Source organism: Dellaglioa algida DSM 15638 (assembly GCF_001434695.1).
Classification (GTDB): Bacteria; Bacillota; Bacilli; order Lactobacillales; family Lactobacillaceae; genus Dellaglioa; species Dellaglioa algida.
On the sequence record NZ_AZDI01000001.1, the window covers coordinates 127366 to 143042 of the forward strand.

At 36.1% G+C, this 15677-nt stretch carries 14 protein-coding genes; 13 read left to right on the forward strand and 1 reads right to left on the reverse strand.

Translation table 11 applies throughout. From position 1 onward, the window contains the following. Positions 1 to 19 precede the first annotated feature (19 nt). From rsgA to FC66_RS00725, 3 genes are read left to right on the forward strand one after another with little or no spacing between them, the layout of a single operon-like run. On the forward strand, positions 20 to 907 hold the full coding sequence (gene rsgA / locus FC66_RS00715; RefSeq protein WP_057973451.1) for a ribosome small subunit-dependent GTPase A: 888 nt from the start codon (positions 20 to 22) through the stop codon (positions 905 to 907). 10 nt (positions 908 to 917) lie between these two features. Then, positions 918 to 1568: a ribulose-phosphate 3-epimerase gene (gene rpe, locus FC66_RS00720; protein WP_057973452.1), complete on the forward strand. Its 651-nt coding sequence runs from the start codon at positions 918 to 920 to the stop codon at positions 1566 to 1568. Beyond that, the gene (locus FC66_RS00725; RefSeq protein ID WP_057973453.1) at positions 1565 to 2218 is read left to right on the forward strand and encodes a thiamine diphosphokinase; all 654 of its coding nucleotides are present in this window, start codon (positions 1565 to 1567) and stop codon (positions 2216 to 2218) included. The genes rpe and FC66_RS00725 overlap by 4 nt, the downstream gene beginning before the upstream one ends. A gap of 46 nt (positions 2219 to 2264) precedes the next feature. On the opposite strand, the gene rpmB is transcribed toward FC66_RS00725, so the two are convergent. Beyond that, positions 2265 to 2450 carry a 50S ribosomal protein L28 gene (gene rpmB, locus FC66_RS00730; RefSeq protein ID WP_057973454.1) on the reverse strand — a complete coding sequence of 62 codons (186 nt, stop codon included), beginning with the start codon at positions 2448 to 2450 and terminating at the stop codon, positions 2265 to 2267. Positions 2451 to 2689: 239 nt separating this feature from the next. Here rpmB and FC66_RS00735 point away from each other — a divergent pair, with 239 nt between their 5' ends. From FC66_RS00735 to ffh, 10 genes are all read left to right on the forward strand, one after another. Further along, on the forward strand, positions 2690 to 3052 hold the full coding sequence (locus tag FC66_RS00735; protein WP_057973455.1) for an Asp23/Gls24 family envelope stress response protein: 363 nt from the start codon (positions 2690 to 2692) through the stop codon (positions 3050 to 3052). 39 nt (positions 3053 to 3091) lie between these two features. Then, positions 3092 to 4774: a DAK2 domain-containing protein gene (locus FC66_RS00740; RefSeq protein ID WP_057973456.1), complete on the forward strand. Its 1683-nt coding sequence runs from the start codon at positions 3092 to 3094 to the stop codon at positions 4772 to 4774. 76 nt (positions 4775 to 4850) lie between these two features. Then, positions 4851 to 6884, forward strand: coding sequence for an ATP-dependent DNA helicase RecG (gene recG, locus FC66_RS00745; RefSeq protein WP_057973457.1), 2034 nt, complete (start codon positions 4851 to 4853; stop codon positions 6882 to 6884). 24 nt (positions 6885 to 6908) lie between these two features. Next, positions 6909 to 7919 carry a phosphate acyltransferase PlsX gene (plsX, locus tag FC66_RS00750; protein ID WP_057973458.1) on the forward strand — a complete coding sequence of 337 codons (1011 nt, stop codon included), beginning with the start codon at positions 6909 to 6911 and terminating at the stop codon, positions 7917 to 7919. 60 nt (positions 7920 to 7979) lie between these two features. Further along, positions 7980 to 8222, forward strand: coding sequence for an acyl carrier protein (gene acpP, locus FC66_RS00755; protein ID WP_057973459.1), 243 nt, complete (start codon positions 7980 to 7982; stop codon positions 8220 to 8222). A gap of 145 nt (positions 8223 to 8367) precedes the next feature. Continuing rightward, positions 8368 to 9060: a ribonuclease III gene (gene rnc, locus FC66_RS00760; protein WP_057973460.1), complete on the forward strand. Its 693-nt coding sequence runs from the start codon at positions 8368 to 8370 to the stop codon at positions 9058 to 9060. Between the two features lie 24 nt (positions 9061 to 9084). Beyond that, positions 9085 to 12615, forward strand: coding sequence for a chromosome segregation protein SMC (smc, locus tag FC66_RS00765; RefSeq protein WP_057973461.1), 3531 nt, complete (start codon positions 9085 to 9087; stop codon positions 12613 to 12615). A gap of 31 nt (positions 12616 to 12646) precedes the next feature. Continuing rightward, positions 12647 to 13672, forward strand: coding sequence for a signal recognition particle-docking protein FtsY (ftsY, locus tag FC66_RS00770; RefSeq protein ID WP_057973462.1), 1026 nt, complete (start codon positions 12647 to 12649; stop codon positions 13670 to 13672). Positions 13673 to 13785: 113 nt separating this feature from the next. Next, entirely contained in the window at positions 13786 to 14127 is a 342-nt protein-coding gene (locus FC66_RS00775; RefSeq protein ID WP_057973644.1) for a putative DNA-binding protein, read from the forward strand. A gap of 14 nt (positions 14128 to 14141) precedes the next feature. Next, positions 14142 to 15578, forward strand: a complete 1437-nt coding sequence (gene ffh / locus FC66_RS00780; protein ID WP_057973463.1) for a signal recognition particle protein — start codon at positions 14142 to 14144, stop codon at positions 15576 to 15578. Positions 15579 to 15677: the final 99 nt, after the last annotated feature.

Below are 15677 nucleotides of genomic sequence, written 5' to 3' on the forward strand. Positions count from 1 at the left end.
TCTAGAGGAGGTTGATTTATTGGTAACAGGTCAGATTAGACAATCGCTAAGTGGATTTTATGACGTTGATGTTGACGGTGAAACTTATCGAACAAGAGCTCGAGGTAATTTTAGAAATTCAAATCAGGCTCCGTTAGTTGGCGATTGGGTTGACTTTAAAGCTGAAAATAAAAAAGAAGGCTACATTCTTAGTATTCATGAACGGGAGAACAGTTTGATTCGTCCACCCGTTGCTAATATTGATGAAGCAATTGTTGTGACATCGTGTGTTGAACCAGCATTTTCGAGTAATTTGTTAGATAGACAACTAATTATGTTGGAATCGCACCATGTTAGACCCGTTTTATACTTTTCAAAGGGTGATCTTATTCCCGAGGGAAAAGTGACAGAATTAAGTGACATTATTGAAGCATATGGCAAGATTTACCCGACATTCTTTCCTTTTGGTGAAAATGAGGATGATGTGGTTAAATCGTTACAAGATACTTTTCCAGGTAAAATCGCAGTTGTGATGGGGCAGACTGGGGCCGGTAAATCAACATTATTAAATAAGATTATGCCGGAACTAGAATTGCAGACGGCTGAAATATCAAAGGCGTTACATCGTGGGAAGCATACAACGCGTAAAGTAACCTTGATGCCTATTGCCGGTGGATTGATTGCTGATACACCAGGATTTTCATCTTTTGACTTGTTTGATATGTCAAAAGAAGAACTACCAAAATTATTTCCAGAATTAAATGAATTATCCGTGGGCTGCAAGTTCAGAGGCTGCCTGCACATTAAAGAACCTAAATGTGCAGTTAAGGCAGCGCTAGAGCAAGGAGAAATACTAGAAAGTCGTTATAAAAACTATTTACAATTCAATCAATTAATTGTTGATCAAAAACCAAACTATAAGAAATGAGATGACCAAAATGAAATTATCACCTTCGATTTTAAGCGCTAATTTTGCAAATTTGGAAAAGGATATTAAGGTAGTCGATCAAGCAGGAGCAGAGTACCTACATATTGATATTATGGATGGTCACTTTGTGCCTAACTTAACTTTTGGCGCAAACGTGGTTGAAGCAATTCGCCCATTAACAAAAATGGTTTTAGACTGTCATTTGATGGTTGAAAACCCAGAAACATATATTGAAGAATTTGCTAAAGCAGGCGCTGATATTATTGGTGTCCACGTTGAAGCAACGGCACATATTTTTGGTGTGATTCAACAAATTAAAAAACTAGGCGTTAAAGCCGAAGTTGTGATTAACCCAGGAACGTCATTAGAAACCATTAAACAGGTTTTACCACTTGTTGATCAAGTCCTTATAATGACGGTTAACCCTGGATTTGGTGGTCAATCGTTTATTCCAGAAATGAAACGTAAAATTGATCAATTAGACCGTATTAAACAAGTTCAAAATTATGATTTTGATATTGAAGTTGATGGCGGTATTAACGACCAAACGATTAAAGAATGTCTTGAAAGTGGTGCAACGGTTGCAGTTGCCGGATCATATATTTACAATAGCGACAACCCAACTGAACAAATTAATAAGTTAAGAGAATCAACAAAATGATCCTCAATATCTTGGTTGGTGGACCTAAGGAACAGTGGCCAGACGAATTGGTTGCCGGAAATATTCAGGGTCCATGGATAGGTGTCGATCGGGGTGCATTAAGATTAGTTCAATTAGGAATTACACCAGAGTTGTCAATTGGTGACTTTGATTCAATGACTGAATCTGAATTTAAATTAGTGACACAACACAGTAGGCATACTAAAACGGCTAACCCTGAAAAAGATGATACGGATACGGAATTGGCTTTGAGAGAAGCCATTGCGAATTTTACATTTGATACAGTAATGATTTATGGTGCGACGGGTGGTCGAATTGATCATTTATTGGCTAATTTATTTTTTATCTTTAGAGAACCGTTTAACACGATGTTTGAAAAAATATGTTTAGTTGATAAGCAAAATTCAATTCGTTTTTTTAAACCGGGAAGTTACCATTTGGTGAAAGAAGACGGGAAAAAATATCTTGCATTTATTCCGTTGACTCAGGTGACCCATTTAAGTTTAATGGATGAAAAATATACGTTGAATAAAATTGATTTTGTATACCCGGTCTCGCTAGCAAGTAACGAATTTGTGGGGGATACAGGTGAGTTTAGTTTTAAATCAGGAGTCGTTGCGGTTATTCAAAGTCGCGATGATGAAAAATAGGGCAAAAAAAAAGACTTAGCGTAATGCTGAGTCTTTTTAAATTGAATTAAACACGAGTAACTTTACCTGACTTCAAAGCGCGAGCAGATACATAAACTCTTTTAGGTTTACCATCAACTAAGATGCGAACTTTTTGTAAATTAGGTTTCCAGCTACGGTTTGTTTGGTTCAATGCATGAGAACGTTTCTTACCGAAAGTAGTCTTACGTCCTGTAATAAAATCTTTTGCCATATTCATATCCTCCTCTGCAATTCACTTAAAAAGCAAAGCTATGCTTACTTACCTAAACAAAAATATCATATTTAACCATATAATGCAATACTTTTCTTTCAAGTAAATTTGCTTGACAGCTTGAGATTCCCACGTGTCGGGGAATTGGATTTACTTGGCTGCTATTTTTCTTTTATTCTATCATATCCTATGATAAAATACTCTTATTGATTGTGTGAAAATATAAGGAGGCTATTCTTATGGCTGTTAAGATCAAAACGCAATTTGGTACGATTGATATTGATAATGAAGTTATTGCGACAGTTGTTGGCGGTGCCGCAACTGAAATTTTTGGTATTGTCGGAATGGCAAGTAAAAACCAAATCCGTGACAATGTAAATGAAATTTTAAGAAGAGATAATTATTCTAGAGGTGTTGTTGTTCGTCAAGAAGATAATGGTGTTGCTATTGATGTTTACATTATTGTCGGCTACGGCACAAAAATATCTGAAGTTTGTCGTAATGTCCAAGAAAAAGTGAAATACAATTTAGAAACGATGCTAGGTGTATCTGCTAATTCAGTAAACGTGTTAGTACAGGGCGTTCGCGTACTAGGCGATTAGTAACCAGCTATTTTAGTAGTGACCGAGGAGGAAGACGAAGTGACTGTAACAGAAATTACGGACCAAGAATTCAGACAAATGGTCCAAATTAGTTCACAACGATTGGCTAAAAATGCCGAATTTATTAACTCATTAAACGTATTTCCAGTGCCAGATGGTGATACAGGTACTAATATGAACCTTTCATTTGCAAGTGGTGCAAAATATGTTCAAGATTCACCTTCTGAACACGTTGGGGAATTATCTTCAATTTTAGCTAAAGGTTTGTTAATGGGCGCTCGAGGTAATTCGGGTGTTATTTTATCACAAATTTTTAGAGGTTTTTACAAGCGAATTGAATCTAAAGAGGTCTTAACTGCTGCTGATTTAGCAGACGCTCTAACAGGTGGGGTAGAAGTTGCCTACAAAGCTGTTATGAAACCAACTGAGGGAACTATCCTGACGGTTGCCAGAGAAGCTGCTAAGGCGGCAAATAAAGCCGTTTCTGAAAGTGACGATGTTATTGTCGTTATGGAAGCAACTTATGAGGCAGCTAAGAAGGCTTTAGCAACAACACCCGATTTATTACCTGTTTTAAAAGAAGTCGGCGTTGTTGATTCGGGTGGTCAAGGATTAACATTCGTTTATGAAGGCTTTTATGATGCATTAACTGGTAAAGAAACAGTTAGCGAAGAATATAAGCCAAACGAAAAAGAGATGGACGAAATGGTTAATGCTAGTCACCATCAAAGTGTCCAAAGTCAATTAAGTACTGAAGACATTCAGTTTGGTTACTGTACGGAAATTATGCTTAAATTAGGTGCTGGTCGTCTAGTTGATCAAAAATTTGATTATGATGAATTTAGAAATCATTTAAGTGAAATTGGTGATTCATTGCTCGTTGTTGCTGATGACGAAGTTGTTAAAGTGCATGTTCATACGGAAAATCCCGGTGAAGTAATGACTTATGGCCAACATTATGGCTCATTAATTAAAGTTAAAGTTGATAATATGCGTCAACAACATGAAACAATCTTGGAAAATGACGAAGAAGAAGCCGAAGCGGTTGATGCAAGTGTGGAACCTAGTGAAATTGCAGTTATTTCAATTTCATCTGGTGCCGGTGTTGCAACGTTATTTAAGAGTTTAGGTGTTTCTTACATCTTAAGTGGTGGACAAACAATGAATCCAAGTACGGAAGATATTGTTAAAGCCATTGAAGCAACTAAAGCTAAAAATGTTATTATTCTTCCTAATAATAAAAATATTTTCCTAGCTGCTGAACAAGCTGTTGAAGTATCAGCAGTTCCCGCAGTTGTTGTACCAAGTCGTACAATTGCTCAAGGAATGACGGCAATGCTTGGATTTAATATTGATAGTACATTAGAAGAAAATAAAGAAGTTATGATTGAAAACTTGGATACAGTAACTTCTGGACAAGTAACAATTGCTGTGCGTGATACAACGATTGAAGGCGTTGAAATTAAAAAAGACAACTATATGGGAATCATTGATGGTAGCATCAAAGTAACTGATAATGATCGTAAAAAAGTTGCCATCGAAATGACTAAGGAAATGTTGGATGAAGATAGTGAAATCATTACAATTATTGTAGGTGAAGACGGTTCCGAAGCTGAGGCTAAAGAAATCGAAGCGGCTATTTACGAAATTGATGAAGATTTAGAAGTTGAAATCCATGAAGGAAACCAACCGGTTTATCCTTATTTAATTTCGGTTGAATAAAATAACATAAAATAAAGGCGGGATGAGGCTATGTTCTCTCCTTTTTTTTATATTCTGAGGAAAGTGAGGTATCAAAATGGCATCATTAGATGATTCGGTTGGGGTCTTAACGGGTGTTGGACCTAAAAAATTAACGGCACTTAACCAGTTAGGTATTAATACTATTGAAGATTTATTAACGTTTTACCCTTATCGATATGATGATTTAAAAGCGAAAAAGTTATCCGAGATTACGGACCAAGAAAAAGTGACATTAAAGGGCACTGTTTCTTCTGAGCCCGTTTTAGTTAGATTTGGTCAGAAAAGAAATTTGTTAAATGTTCGACTACTAGTTGATGACGGTAATATAACTGTTAGTTTCTTTAATCAACCTTTCCTGCAGAAACAATTTGAGATTGGTAAGGAAGTTGCCGTGTACGGTAAGTGGGACGATAAGCGAAAAAGTTTGTCTGGAATGAAATTATTAACTAAACAAACCGATGATGGGTTAGCTGCAATTTACCGGTCATCTAAGGATATTCACCAAACGGCAATTCGACAATTAATTACCCAGGCGTTTGAACAATATGCCGATGAAGTCGGCTCATTGTTACCAACAGAATTAATTCAGAAGTACCGTTTAGTAAATCGTAAAATGATGCTGCATGATATTCATTTTCCAAAGGATGAAAAAAATTTTCATGAAGCGAAACGAACGGCTATTTTTGAAGAGTTCTTTTTATTTCAGTTAAAATTACAATATGTAAAAAAGACTGATACTAAAAATTATGGAATTAAAATTAATTATCAAAATAATGAACTAAAAAAATTTATTCAAACATTACCTTTTGAGTTAACTGCCGCCCAAAAAAAGGTAGTTAATGAAATTTGTGCTGATATGAAGCAAGCGATTCATATGAATCGCTTGCTTCAAGGAGATGTTGGATCGGGTAAAACAATCGTGGCAGCAATAGTCATGTACGCTGCCATAACTGCCGGTTATCAAGCTGTCTTAATGGCCCCAACTGAGATTTTAGCCGAACAACATGCCAATAATATGGCGACTTTATTTGCAGACTTTCCAGTGAACGTTGCGCTCTTAACAGGGTCAATGAAGGTGAAGGCTAGACGTGAGTTATTAGCCCATCTCGAGTCAGGTGAAGTGAACTTGATTGTTGGAACACATGCCATCATCCAACCGGATGTCTCATTTAAACGCGTTGGTTTGGTAATTACTGATGAACAACATCGATTTGGTGTGAATCAACGACGTATTTTAAGAGAAAAAGGTGCCGAACCAGACGTTTTAGCAATGACGGCTACGCCAATTCCGAGAACGCTCGCAATCACCGCTTACGGCGAAATGGATGTCTCTACGATTAATGAATTACCCGCGGGACGTCAGCCGATTACGACATCATGGTTAAAAAGCTCCCAGGTGGGAAAAGGCATCGATTTAATTAAAGAACAGTTGGCTCAGGGATCACAGGCCTACATTATTACGCCGTTGATTGATGAATCAGAAACTTTGGATTTAAAGAATGCGTTAGCTTTATATGAGAATATGAAAGAAATATTTGAACCAAAATATAAAGTTGGCCTATTACATGGTAAAATGAAGAATGACGAAAAAGACCAAATGATGGCTGACTTTAAGGCGAATAAGTATCAAGCTTTAGTGTCAACAACAGTTATCGAAGTTGGTGTTGATGTTCCTAATGCGACTGTCATGATGATTTATAATGCAGAACGATTCGGGTTAGCACAATTACATCAATTACGAGGACGAGTTGGTCGAGGAAAAAAAGCGTCGTACTGTGTTTTAATTGCGGATCCAAAGAACGAATTTGGCATTCAAAGAATGCAAATTATGACGGAGACAACGGACGGTTTTGTGATTTCTCAAAAAGATTTAGAGTTGAGGGGCGCTGGGGACGTATTAGGTCGTAAGCAGTCGGGTATCCCTGAATTTAAAATTGGTGACCCGATTGGTGACATTAATGCTTTACAAGTCGCGCAACAAGAAGCACATGAAATTGTATTTCGGGATGATTTTGAAAATAATCCCGAATTTAAACCATTAAATGATTACTTAAAAGAACACCAAAATACGGATTTAAAATTTGATTAAATAAGTTAGGAGAATAAGATAATTATGAAATTAGCAGTTGATGCAATGGGTGGCGATTTTGCACCTCAATCAGTCGTTGAGGGTGTTGAACGCGCTAGAAATGACGATAACACGATTCAATTTACATTGTATGGGGATGAAAAAAGAATTCGTGAATTTTTGAACGATGATACAAACATTGCAATAGTGCATACTGACGAAGAAATCGACGGGAACGATGAACCAGTTAAGGCAATTCGTTCGAAAAAAAATGCGTCAATGGTTCTGGCAGCTCAGTCCGTTAAAGATGGTGAAAATGATGCCATTTTCTCATGTGGAAATACGGGAGCGTTACTTGCCGCAGGTCTTTTTGTAATCGGCCGAATTAAAGGTATTTCACGACCTGGCTTAATGGCGACACTACCTGTTATGTCTAATGACGGAACTGTTAACTTATTAGATGCTGGTGCAAATGCAGAGAGTAAACCTGAACATTTACACCAATATGCTGTATTGGGGAATTACTACGCTAAAAATGTTCGTCATATTGAAAAGCCTAAGATCGGTCTTTTAAATAATGGTTCTGAACCTCACAAGGGTAATAAAGTAACGCAAGAAGCATACCAATTATTATTGAATGATCCTGAAATAAACTTTGTGGGTAATATCGAATCTAATGATTTACTTTCTGGTAAAGCTGATATCATCGTTTCTGACGGTTTCACCGGTAATGCCGTTCTGAAATCAGTTGAGGGAACTGCTTTAGGGATGTTTTCTTTATTAAAAAATGCCATTATGAGTGGTGGATTACGTGCTAAAATAGGTGCGCTTTTATTAAAACCAAGTTTGAAACAATTGAAAAATAAAATGGATTCACCAAAATATGGCGGTGCTGTTTTATTAGGAGTCAAAGCACCTGTTGTGAAGGCTCATGGTTCAAGTAAAGCTGAGTCAATTTATTACACCATTAAGCAAACTAACGATATGGTTAACGCAAATATGGTTCCCAATATTGTTGACTATTTTGAAAAAGAGACTGATAAAACGCAAAATTAACTAGACATTTCTCTGAAAAATGGTTAAAATTACGTCATGATTTAAAAGGAGGTTATTAGAATGACAGAAGAAGAAATTTTTGAAAAGATTGCTAAAATCATTGAAGAACATTTTGATTTACCAACGGAAAAGATTACGCCTGATTTAGACTTTAAAAAAGATTTGGATGCAGATTCAATAGATGTTGTTGAATTTGTTTTAGAACTTGAAGATACATTTGGCGCAGAAATTTCTGATGAAGATGCAGAAAGTTTGGTAACCATCGGAGACGTTGTTACTTTCATCAAAGCTAACTTAAAATAATTATTAAAATTAATAAATTGAATAGGTTTGTAAAAGCGTCGAGGCAATTCAGTTTGCCAGCGCTTTTTTGCGTATTAAGTACCCTTTAATTCATAAAACGGGTATAATTGTAGGAGCGTTAATGATAATAAATGGAGGATAATAAATGATAAAAGGACTAAACGAAATGTTGGAAGAAGATTTTGGTATTAAATTTACGAATGTGGCTTTGTTGGACGAAGCATTTACACAGGCATCGTATGTAAACGAGCATCCAAAAGAAAATTTAAAATTTTATGAACGAATTGAATTTTTAGGGGATGCCGTTTTACAGTTAACGGTTTCAGAATACTTATATCAAAGATACACGATGCTACCACAAGGCAAATTAACGCGTTTGAGAGCCGCAATGGTTTGTGAAGAGAGTTTCAGTGCATTTGCTAAAGAATGTCGCTTTGATGAATTTATTCGCTTAGGTAAAGGTGAGGAAAAAGCGAATGCGCGTCAAAGACCTGCATTATTGTGTGATATTTTTGAATCTTTTGTAGGAGCGCTTTATCAAGATCAGGGCAAATTAGCCGTCGAAACATTTATCAGGAAAGTTATTTTTCCTAAATTAGATTTGGGATGGTTTGATCACGTTATGGATTATAAAACGTCGCTACAAGAGTTTTTACAAAAAGATGGTGATATTGTGATTACGTACGATGTCGTTGATGACCTTGGACCGGAACATGACAGACAATATGTGATGACTGTTAGTGCTGATGGCAAGATTATCGGACAGGGTGCTGGACACTCTAAGAAAGTTGCGGAACAACAAGCAGCAAGTAATGCATTGGGGTTACTAAGAAAGTAAAAATGTTCAGGGGGTCAGTAATAAATGAAATTAGAGTCTTTAGTCATTGATGGGTTTAAATCATTTGCAGACAAAACAACAATTGAATTTAAAGATGGGATGACTGGCGTCGTTGGCCCTAATGGTAGTGGTAAAAGTAATATTATTGAAGCTATTCGTTGGGTACTTGGTGAACAATCGGCAAAAAATTTACGTGGGAGTAAAATGCCGGACGTTATTTTTGCAGGGTCAACAAACCGAGTATCGATTAACCGTGCCGAGGTTAGCATTACTTTCGATAACTCTGATTTTTATATTCAAGATAATCCCGAAAAAATAACCGTTACCCGACGGTTATTTAGAGATGGCACTAGTGAATTTATGATTAATCAAAGACAGTGTCGACTTAAGGACATTACGAACCTGTTTATGGATACCGGTCTTGGAAAAGAATCATTTTCGATCATTTCTCAAGGTCGAGTTGCCGAAATTTTTAATAGTAAACCTGAAGATAGACGCTCAATTATTGAAGAAGTTGCGGGCGTTTTAAAATATAAACAAGAAAAACATGTTGCTGTGCGACAGTTAGAAGAAACAAAGGGACACTTGGACCGAGTTTCTGATATTATATTTGAACTCAAAGGTCAATTGGATCCGTTACGTGAGCAAAGTAGTCTGGCAAAAGATTATGTGGCCCAAAAAAAGCAATTTGATGAATTAGAACTCAGCCGGTTAGTGAAATCTATTAAAAGACAATCATTACAAAAAGAGTCTGTGGTATCGTCGTTAGATAAGTTAATTAAAATGGACGGCGATTTTAAAATTAAAGTAACGATAAAAGAACAAGAAGTAACTAAACATCGAACTGAACTAGAAAAGATTGAAAATTTGATTGATCAAACTCAAAATGAATTACTAGATTTAACAATCAATAAGGAACGTTTAACGGGACAAAGTAATGTCTCCACTCAAAAAAAAGATTTTGAAAAACAAAAAATAACGGAATTAAAGAATGAGCAAGAGACGTTGGCTGGCCAAATTAAGTTAAAACAAGAAGCGTTAGCGAATATGAATAAACAATTATTGGTATTGCAACAAAATATTACGGATGAAGAAGTGGTTATCAGTTCAATTGATAACGAATTATCTAATATTGCTGTGTCCAGCGAAGACAACTTAAAGAACTTAGAGAACAATGCTAATGAAGCCATTCAACAGCGAACACGACTACAAAGTGAAAATGAGTTTTTACAAAAATTAATAAAGACCAATATAATCACAGATGAACAGCCGTTAATTAACGAGCAAAATCAGTTAAACCAATTACAAAATGATTTTTCGATTAAAAAAACTAAATTTGATTTGGTCGCTGGTAATCTAGCTAACGAGGAACAAAGAATAGCTGGGTTAAAAGCCAATTTAAAAGTTGATGTTGAAACCTATGAAAGTCAACAGCGTAATTGGTTTGAGGCGTCCAATATACTACAACAAGCGAAAAATAAAAAAGATAATTTACAGTCAATTCAAAATAGTTATAACGGTTACTATCAAGGTGTTAAAGAAATTTTAAAAGAAAAGGATCAGTTTCCTGGGTTGTATGGTTCTGTTGCCGAATTAATGACAGTGCCAAAAAAAATTAATACGGCGATTGAAACGGCGTTGGGTGCACAATTGCAACAAGTTGTTGTCCAAGATGAGACCGTTGCTAAAAGTGCAATTAAGTTTTTAACTCAAAAAAATTACGGACGGGCAACGTTCTTACCAATATCAGTTATTAAAAGTCGGGTTTTGAGTAGCACCCAACGTTCTGTTTTAAGTCATGCTGGTGTAATTGGTGTTGCCGCTGAGTTAGTTCAGGTTGATTCTCGATTCTCTGAGGTTAACAGTTACTTGTTAGGAAGTACGATTATTGTTCAAAATATGGATGCTGCAATTACGGTTAGCCGTTTGTTGAGCCATCGAATTAAGGTTGTTACACTTACCGGAGAAGTGATGAATGCTGGTGGGTCAATGACTGGTGGTAAGCAACAACGAACCGGTGGCTTATTAAATCAAAAACAAGCCATTGTACAGCTGGATGATAGTATCCAAAAAATGCAACGAGAATTGGATACTCGTGAGATTCAAGGTAACCAGACAAGAGTGGCCATTGAAAATCAAAAACAGACTATTGAGTCGATTGAGCTATTGATTGTCGATTTGAAAAACCAGTATCAAGAGACGCAGACGCAATTAACAACGGGTCGTTTAACTTTAGAGCAACAAGAATTAATGATGACTGAAAAAAGTAATACGTTGAAAGAAAATCAAACTAATCAAATTAATAATGAACAAAAATATAAAGTTAACACAGAAAAAATAACTGATTTGACGCAACAAATTGAGACAGTAAACACCGAAATTACTGAAATTAATTTGAGGTTAAAAAATGCTGGACAGTTTGAAAAACAGCAACAGGTAAAAAAACAAAATCATCGTGAGAGTTTACTTGTTTTTCAAGAGCAATTAAAACAACAAAATGGGCACGTTACTCAATTAAATACTGAAATTAAACGTTTAATACAAGAACGGGCGTCAATTAAAGAACGCTACCAAGAACTAATTAAACGGACCGAAAACGGCCAGATGCAAGAAAGTGAAATTCAAGAAAAAATTCAAGAATTTCAAAAGAAAATGGATCAATCTAACCAAAACCTGATTGATTTTAAACAAAAACGTTCTGAGGTTAATCAAGTTTTAACCGAAGGAAATGAACATTTATCGCGTATTTCTGAATTACAGAGAAATGTTATTGCTGATAAGGTAAAAACTGAAAATCAGCAACAACAACTTGATGACTCACTTGATACGTCTTTAAATAAGTTAAATAGCGAGTTTCAGAAAACTTTTGAGGAAGCGGCAAAATCAGAAAGTAATCAGACCTTTGAAGCTATCTTACTACAACAAAAATTATTGAAAAAAGGGTTAAAAGAAATTGGTAATGTTAATGTCGCATCAATTGATGAGTTTGAAAGAGTTAATGAGCGTTATTCATTTTTATTGGCGCAACAAACAGACTTATTAGAAGCTGATGAACAATTGAAAAAAACGATGTTTGATATGGATACGGAAGTTGAAAAACGATTTAAAAATAGTTTTGATGATATTTCAAAGGCATTTGAGGCTATTTTCCCGGTTATGTTTGGTGGCGGTAAAGCGCAGCTTCAATTAACCAATCCGGATAATCTTCTGACAACCGGGATTGATATTTTGGCTCAACCACCTGGTAAGAAAGTCCAAAGTTTAAGTTTACTTTCTGGTGGCGAGCAGGCACTAACGGCAATAACGTTATTATTTGCTATTTTAAAAGTTAAACCGGTTCCTTTTTGTATTTTAGATGAGGCTGAAGCGGCACTTGATGATGCTAACGTCGCCCGATTTGCGAGTTATTTAAAATCCTTTCATCAAGAAACGCAATTCATTGTGATTACTCATCGAAATGGAACGATGGTCGAAGCAAATACGCTGTATGGTGTCACCATGCAGGAATCGGGTATATCTAAGATGGTTTCGGTATCATTAGATAATGCGGTTTGATATACTACCAAAAGACTAGGAGGCGCTAAAATTGGGAATATTTAGTAGAATTAAACAGGCCTTTACGGGTGAAGAACCAGAATCTTCTGAACAAGAAAAATATGATAAGGGTCTCGAGAAATCAAGAAAAACTTTTGGACAACGATTAAATTCATTGTTTGCAAATTTTAGAACGGTCGATGAGGACTTTTTTGAAGAACTAGAAGAAACTTTAATTGAAGCTGATGTAGGGTTTGAAACAGCTATGACAATTAGTCGTGAATTACAAGAAGAGGTTAAATTACGCAATGTTAGTGATCCTGATGCTGTCTCTGCCGCAATTATTGAAAAATTGGTTGATTTATACGAATCAGAGGGTGAAAACGAAGATAATTCGATTGCACAAGCTGAATCGGGTCCAACCGTTATTTTATTTGTTGGCGTAAATGGTGTTGGTAAAACGACTACAATTGGTAAATTAGCACATCGTTACCACGAAGAAGGTAAGAAGGTTCTTTTGGCTGCCGGAGATACATTTAGAGCCGGTGCAATTGAACAACTCGCTGAATGGGGACGTCGTGTGGATGTAGAAGTCGTACGTGGTCCAGAAAAAAGTGATCCCGCATCAGTTATCTTTGATGCCGTTAAACGGGCTAAAGAGGAAGACTATGATGTCTTACTTGTTGATACGGCAGGCCGTTTACAAAATAAAGTTAATTTAATGAGCGAGTTAGACAAAATTAAACGCATCATCTCCAGGGAAATCCCTGACGCACCTCACGAAGTCCTACTTGTCTTGGACGCAACAACGGGTCAAAATGCATTAATTCAAGCTAAACAATTTAAGGAAACAACTGATGTCAGCGGTATTGTTTTAACAAAACTTGATGGCACCGCCCGTGGTGGTATTGTTTTAGCAATTCGTAATGAAATGCATTTACCAGTAAAACTTGCTGGATTAGGTGAACAGATGGATGATTTACGTGATTTTAATGCGGAAGATTTCGTTTATGGCTTGTTTAAAGGACTCGTTCGAGAACAACCTGCAAAAGAAGAAGCAGAAACAACAGAAGAATAAAGTTAAGAAGTTGGATTTAATCTAATCTGGCTTCTTTTTGCTATTGACGTTTAGCCTTAAAATCGGTACCCTTCTAATAGGACTAAATGAAACAAAACGAAGGAGTTTTTTTAGTGGCGATTGATAAAACAAATCGAGTAAATGCATTGTTTGAATTTTATGAATCATTATTAACTAAAAAACAAGCTGAATACATGGCTATGTATTATGGCGATGATTTCTCACTTGGAGAAATTGCGGATAACTTTGATGTCAGTCGACAAGCCGTCTATGACAATATAAAGCGAACCGAAAAAATTTTAGAAGATTATGAAGATAAGTTGAATTTATATCATAATTTTATTAAACGTAATGAAAAATTGGATCAAATTAAACAGTATACAGATAGCAACTATGAAGAAGACCAAAAATTAACCGATCTAATTAATCAATTAGAAGAATTAGACGAAGAATAAGGTAGGTAGCTAAAATGGCATTTGAAGGACTAACAGAAAGATTACAAAATGCGATGACGAAGCTTCGTCGTAAGGGTAAAATCTCCGAGACTGATTTAAAGGAAGTTATGCGTGAAATTCGCTTAGCCTTGCTTGAAGCCGATGTTAACTTTACGGTCGTTAAAGAATTCGTTAAAGTCGTTCGAGAACGTGCAATTGGGTCAGAAGTTCTTGATAGTTTAACGTCATCACAACAAATCGTAAAAATTGTTAATGAAGAGTTAACTAAAGTTATGGGTGAAACAGCTGTTCCGTTAAATAAATCACCTAAAATCCCAACTATTATTATGATGGTTGGGTTACAAGGGGCTGGTAAAACTACGACAGCCGGTAAGTTAGCCTTAAAATTAAAAAAAGAAGAAAATGCCAGACCTTTGATGATCGCGGCCGATGTTTATCGTCCAGCTGCTATTGACCAGTTACAAGTATTGGGTCGTGATTTAGAAATCCCTGTTTTTGAATTAGGTACGAAGGTTAATCCTGTAGAAATCGTTCGACAGGGATTAGCACAGGCTGCAGAAAATAAAAATGATTACATTATTATTGATACGGCCGGTCGTCTACAAATTGATGAGAATTTAATGGATGAATTAGCTCAAATAAAAGCATTAGCCGCACCTAACGAAATTCTTTTAACAGTTGATTCAATGACTGGACAGAGTGCGGTAGACGTGGCTAAGGGCTTCAATGAGCAATTAGACGTTACTGGTATTGTTTTAACTAAATTAGATGGTGATACTCGTGGTGGTGCCGCGTTATCAATTCGCTCCGTAACAGGTAAACCAATTAAATTTATTGGTCAAGGCGAGAAAATGACTGATTTGGATGTATTCTATCCCGATCGCATGGCATCAAGAATTTTAGGCATGGGTGATATGCTCACGCTGATTGAAAAAGCGCAACAAGATTTTGATGAAAAAGAATCAGCTAAAATGGCTGAAAAATTCCAAGAAAATACATTTGATTTTAATGATTTCTTAAGTCAAATGGATCAGTTACAAAATATGGGTCCTATGGAAGATATCATGAAGATGATCCCTGGTATGGCTAATAATCCAGCCATGAAGAATGTTAAAATGGATCCTAAAGATATTGATCATATGCGAGCAACCGTCTATTCAATGACACCACAAGAACGTGAAAATCCAGATGTCTTAAATCCAAGTCGCCGCCGTCGTATTGCTGCTGGAGCAGGACGTCCAATCGTTGAAGTTAATCGTATGATTAAACAATTCGGCGAGATGAAAAAGATGATGAAGAAAATGAACAGTGGTAATTTTGAGGGAATGGAAGGAATGCTTGGTAAGGGCGTAACGGGTCGCTTGGCTAAGATGTCCATGAATTCAATGGTTCGTAAAAATAAGAAAAACAAGAAAAAACGCATGAAAAAAAATAAAAATTCTAGAAAATAATCGATAAATAAATCAATACTGGTGTGGCTTTAAAGGCATTTTTGAAATTTATTTTAACTGTCAAGAAAAAAACCTTTACAAGCCATTAAATAACTGGTA

Bases quoted from the DNA above. Each gene is read 5' to 3' on its own strand.
- rpe (WP_057973452.1), top strand. From the start codon at position 918: ATGAAATTATCACCTTCGATTTTAAGCGCTAATTTTGCAAATTTGGAA.
- plsX (WP_057973458.1), top strand. From the start codon at position 6,909: ATGAAATTAGCAGTTGATGCAATGGGTGGCGATTTTGCACCTCAATCA.
- smc (WP_057973461.1), top strand. From the start codon at position 9,085: ATGAAATTAGAGTCTTTAGTCATTGATGGGTTTAAATCATTTGCAGAC.
- recG (WP_057973457.1), top strand. From the start codon at position 4,851: ATGGCATCATTAGATGATTCGGTTGGGGTCTTAACGGGTGTTGGACCT.
- rpmB (WP_057973454.1), bottom strand. From the start codon at position 2,450: ATGGCAAAAGATTTTATTACAGGACGTAAGACTACTTTCGGTAAGAAA.
- acpP (WP_057973459.1), top strand. From the start codon at position 7,980: ATGACAGAAGAAGAAATTTTTGAAAAGATTGCTAAAATCATTGAAGAA.
- rnc (WP_057973460.1), top strand. From the start codon at position 8,368: ATGATAAAAGGACTAAACGAAATGTTGGAAGAAGATTTTGGTATTAAA.
- ffh (WP_057973463.1), top strand. From the start codon at position 14,142: ATGGCATTTGAAGGACTAACAGAAAGATTACAAAATGCGATGACGAAG.
- FC66_RS00735 (WP_057973455.1), top strand. From the start codon at position 2,690: ATGGCTGTTAAGATCAAAACGCAATTTGGTACGATTGATATTGATAAT.
- FC66_RS00725 (WP_057973453.1), top strand. From the start codon at position 1,565: ATGATCCTCAATATCTTGGTTGGTGGACCTAAGGAACAGTGGCCAGAC.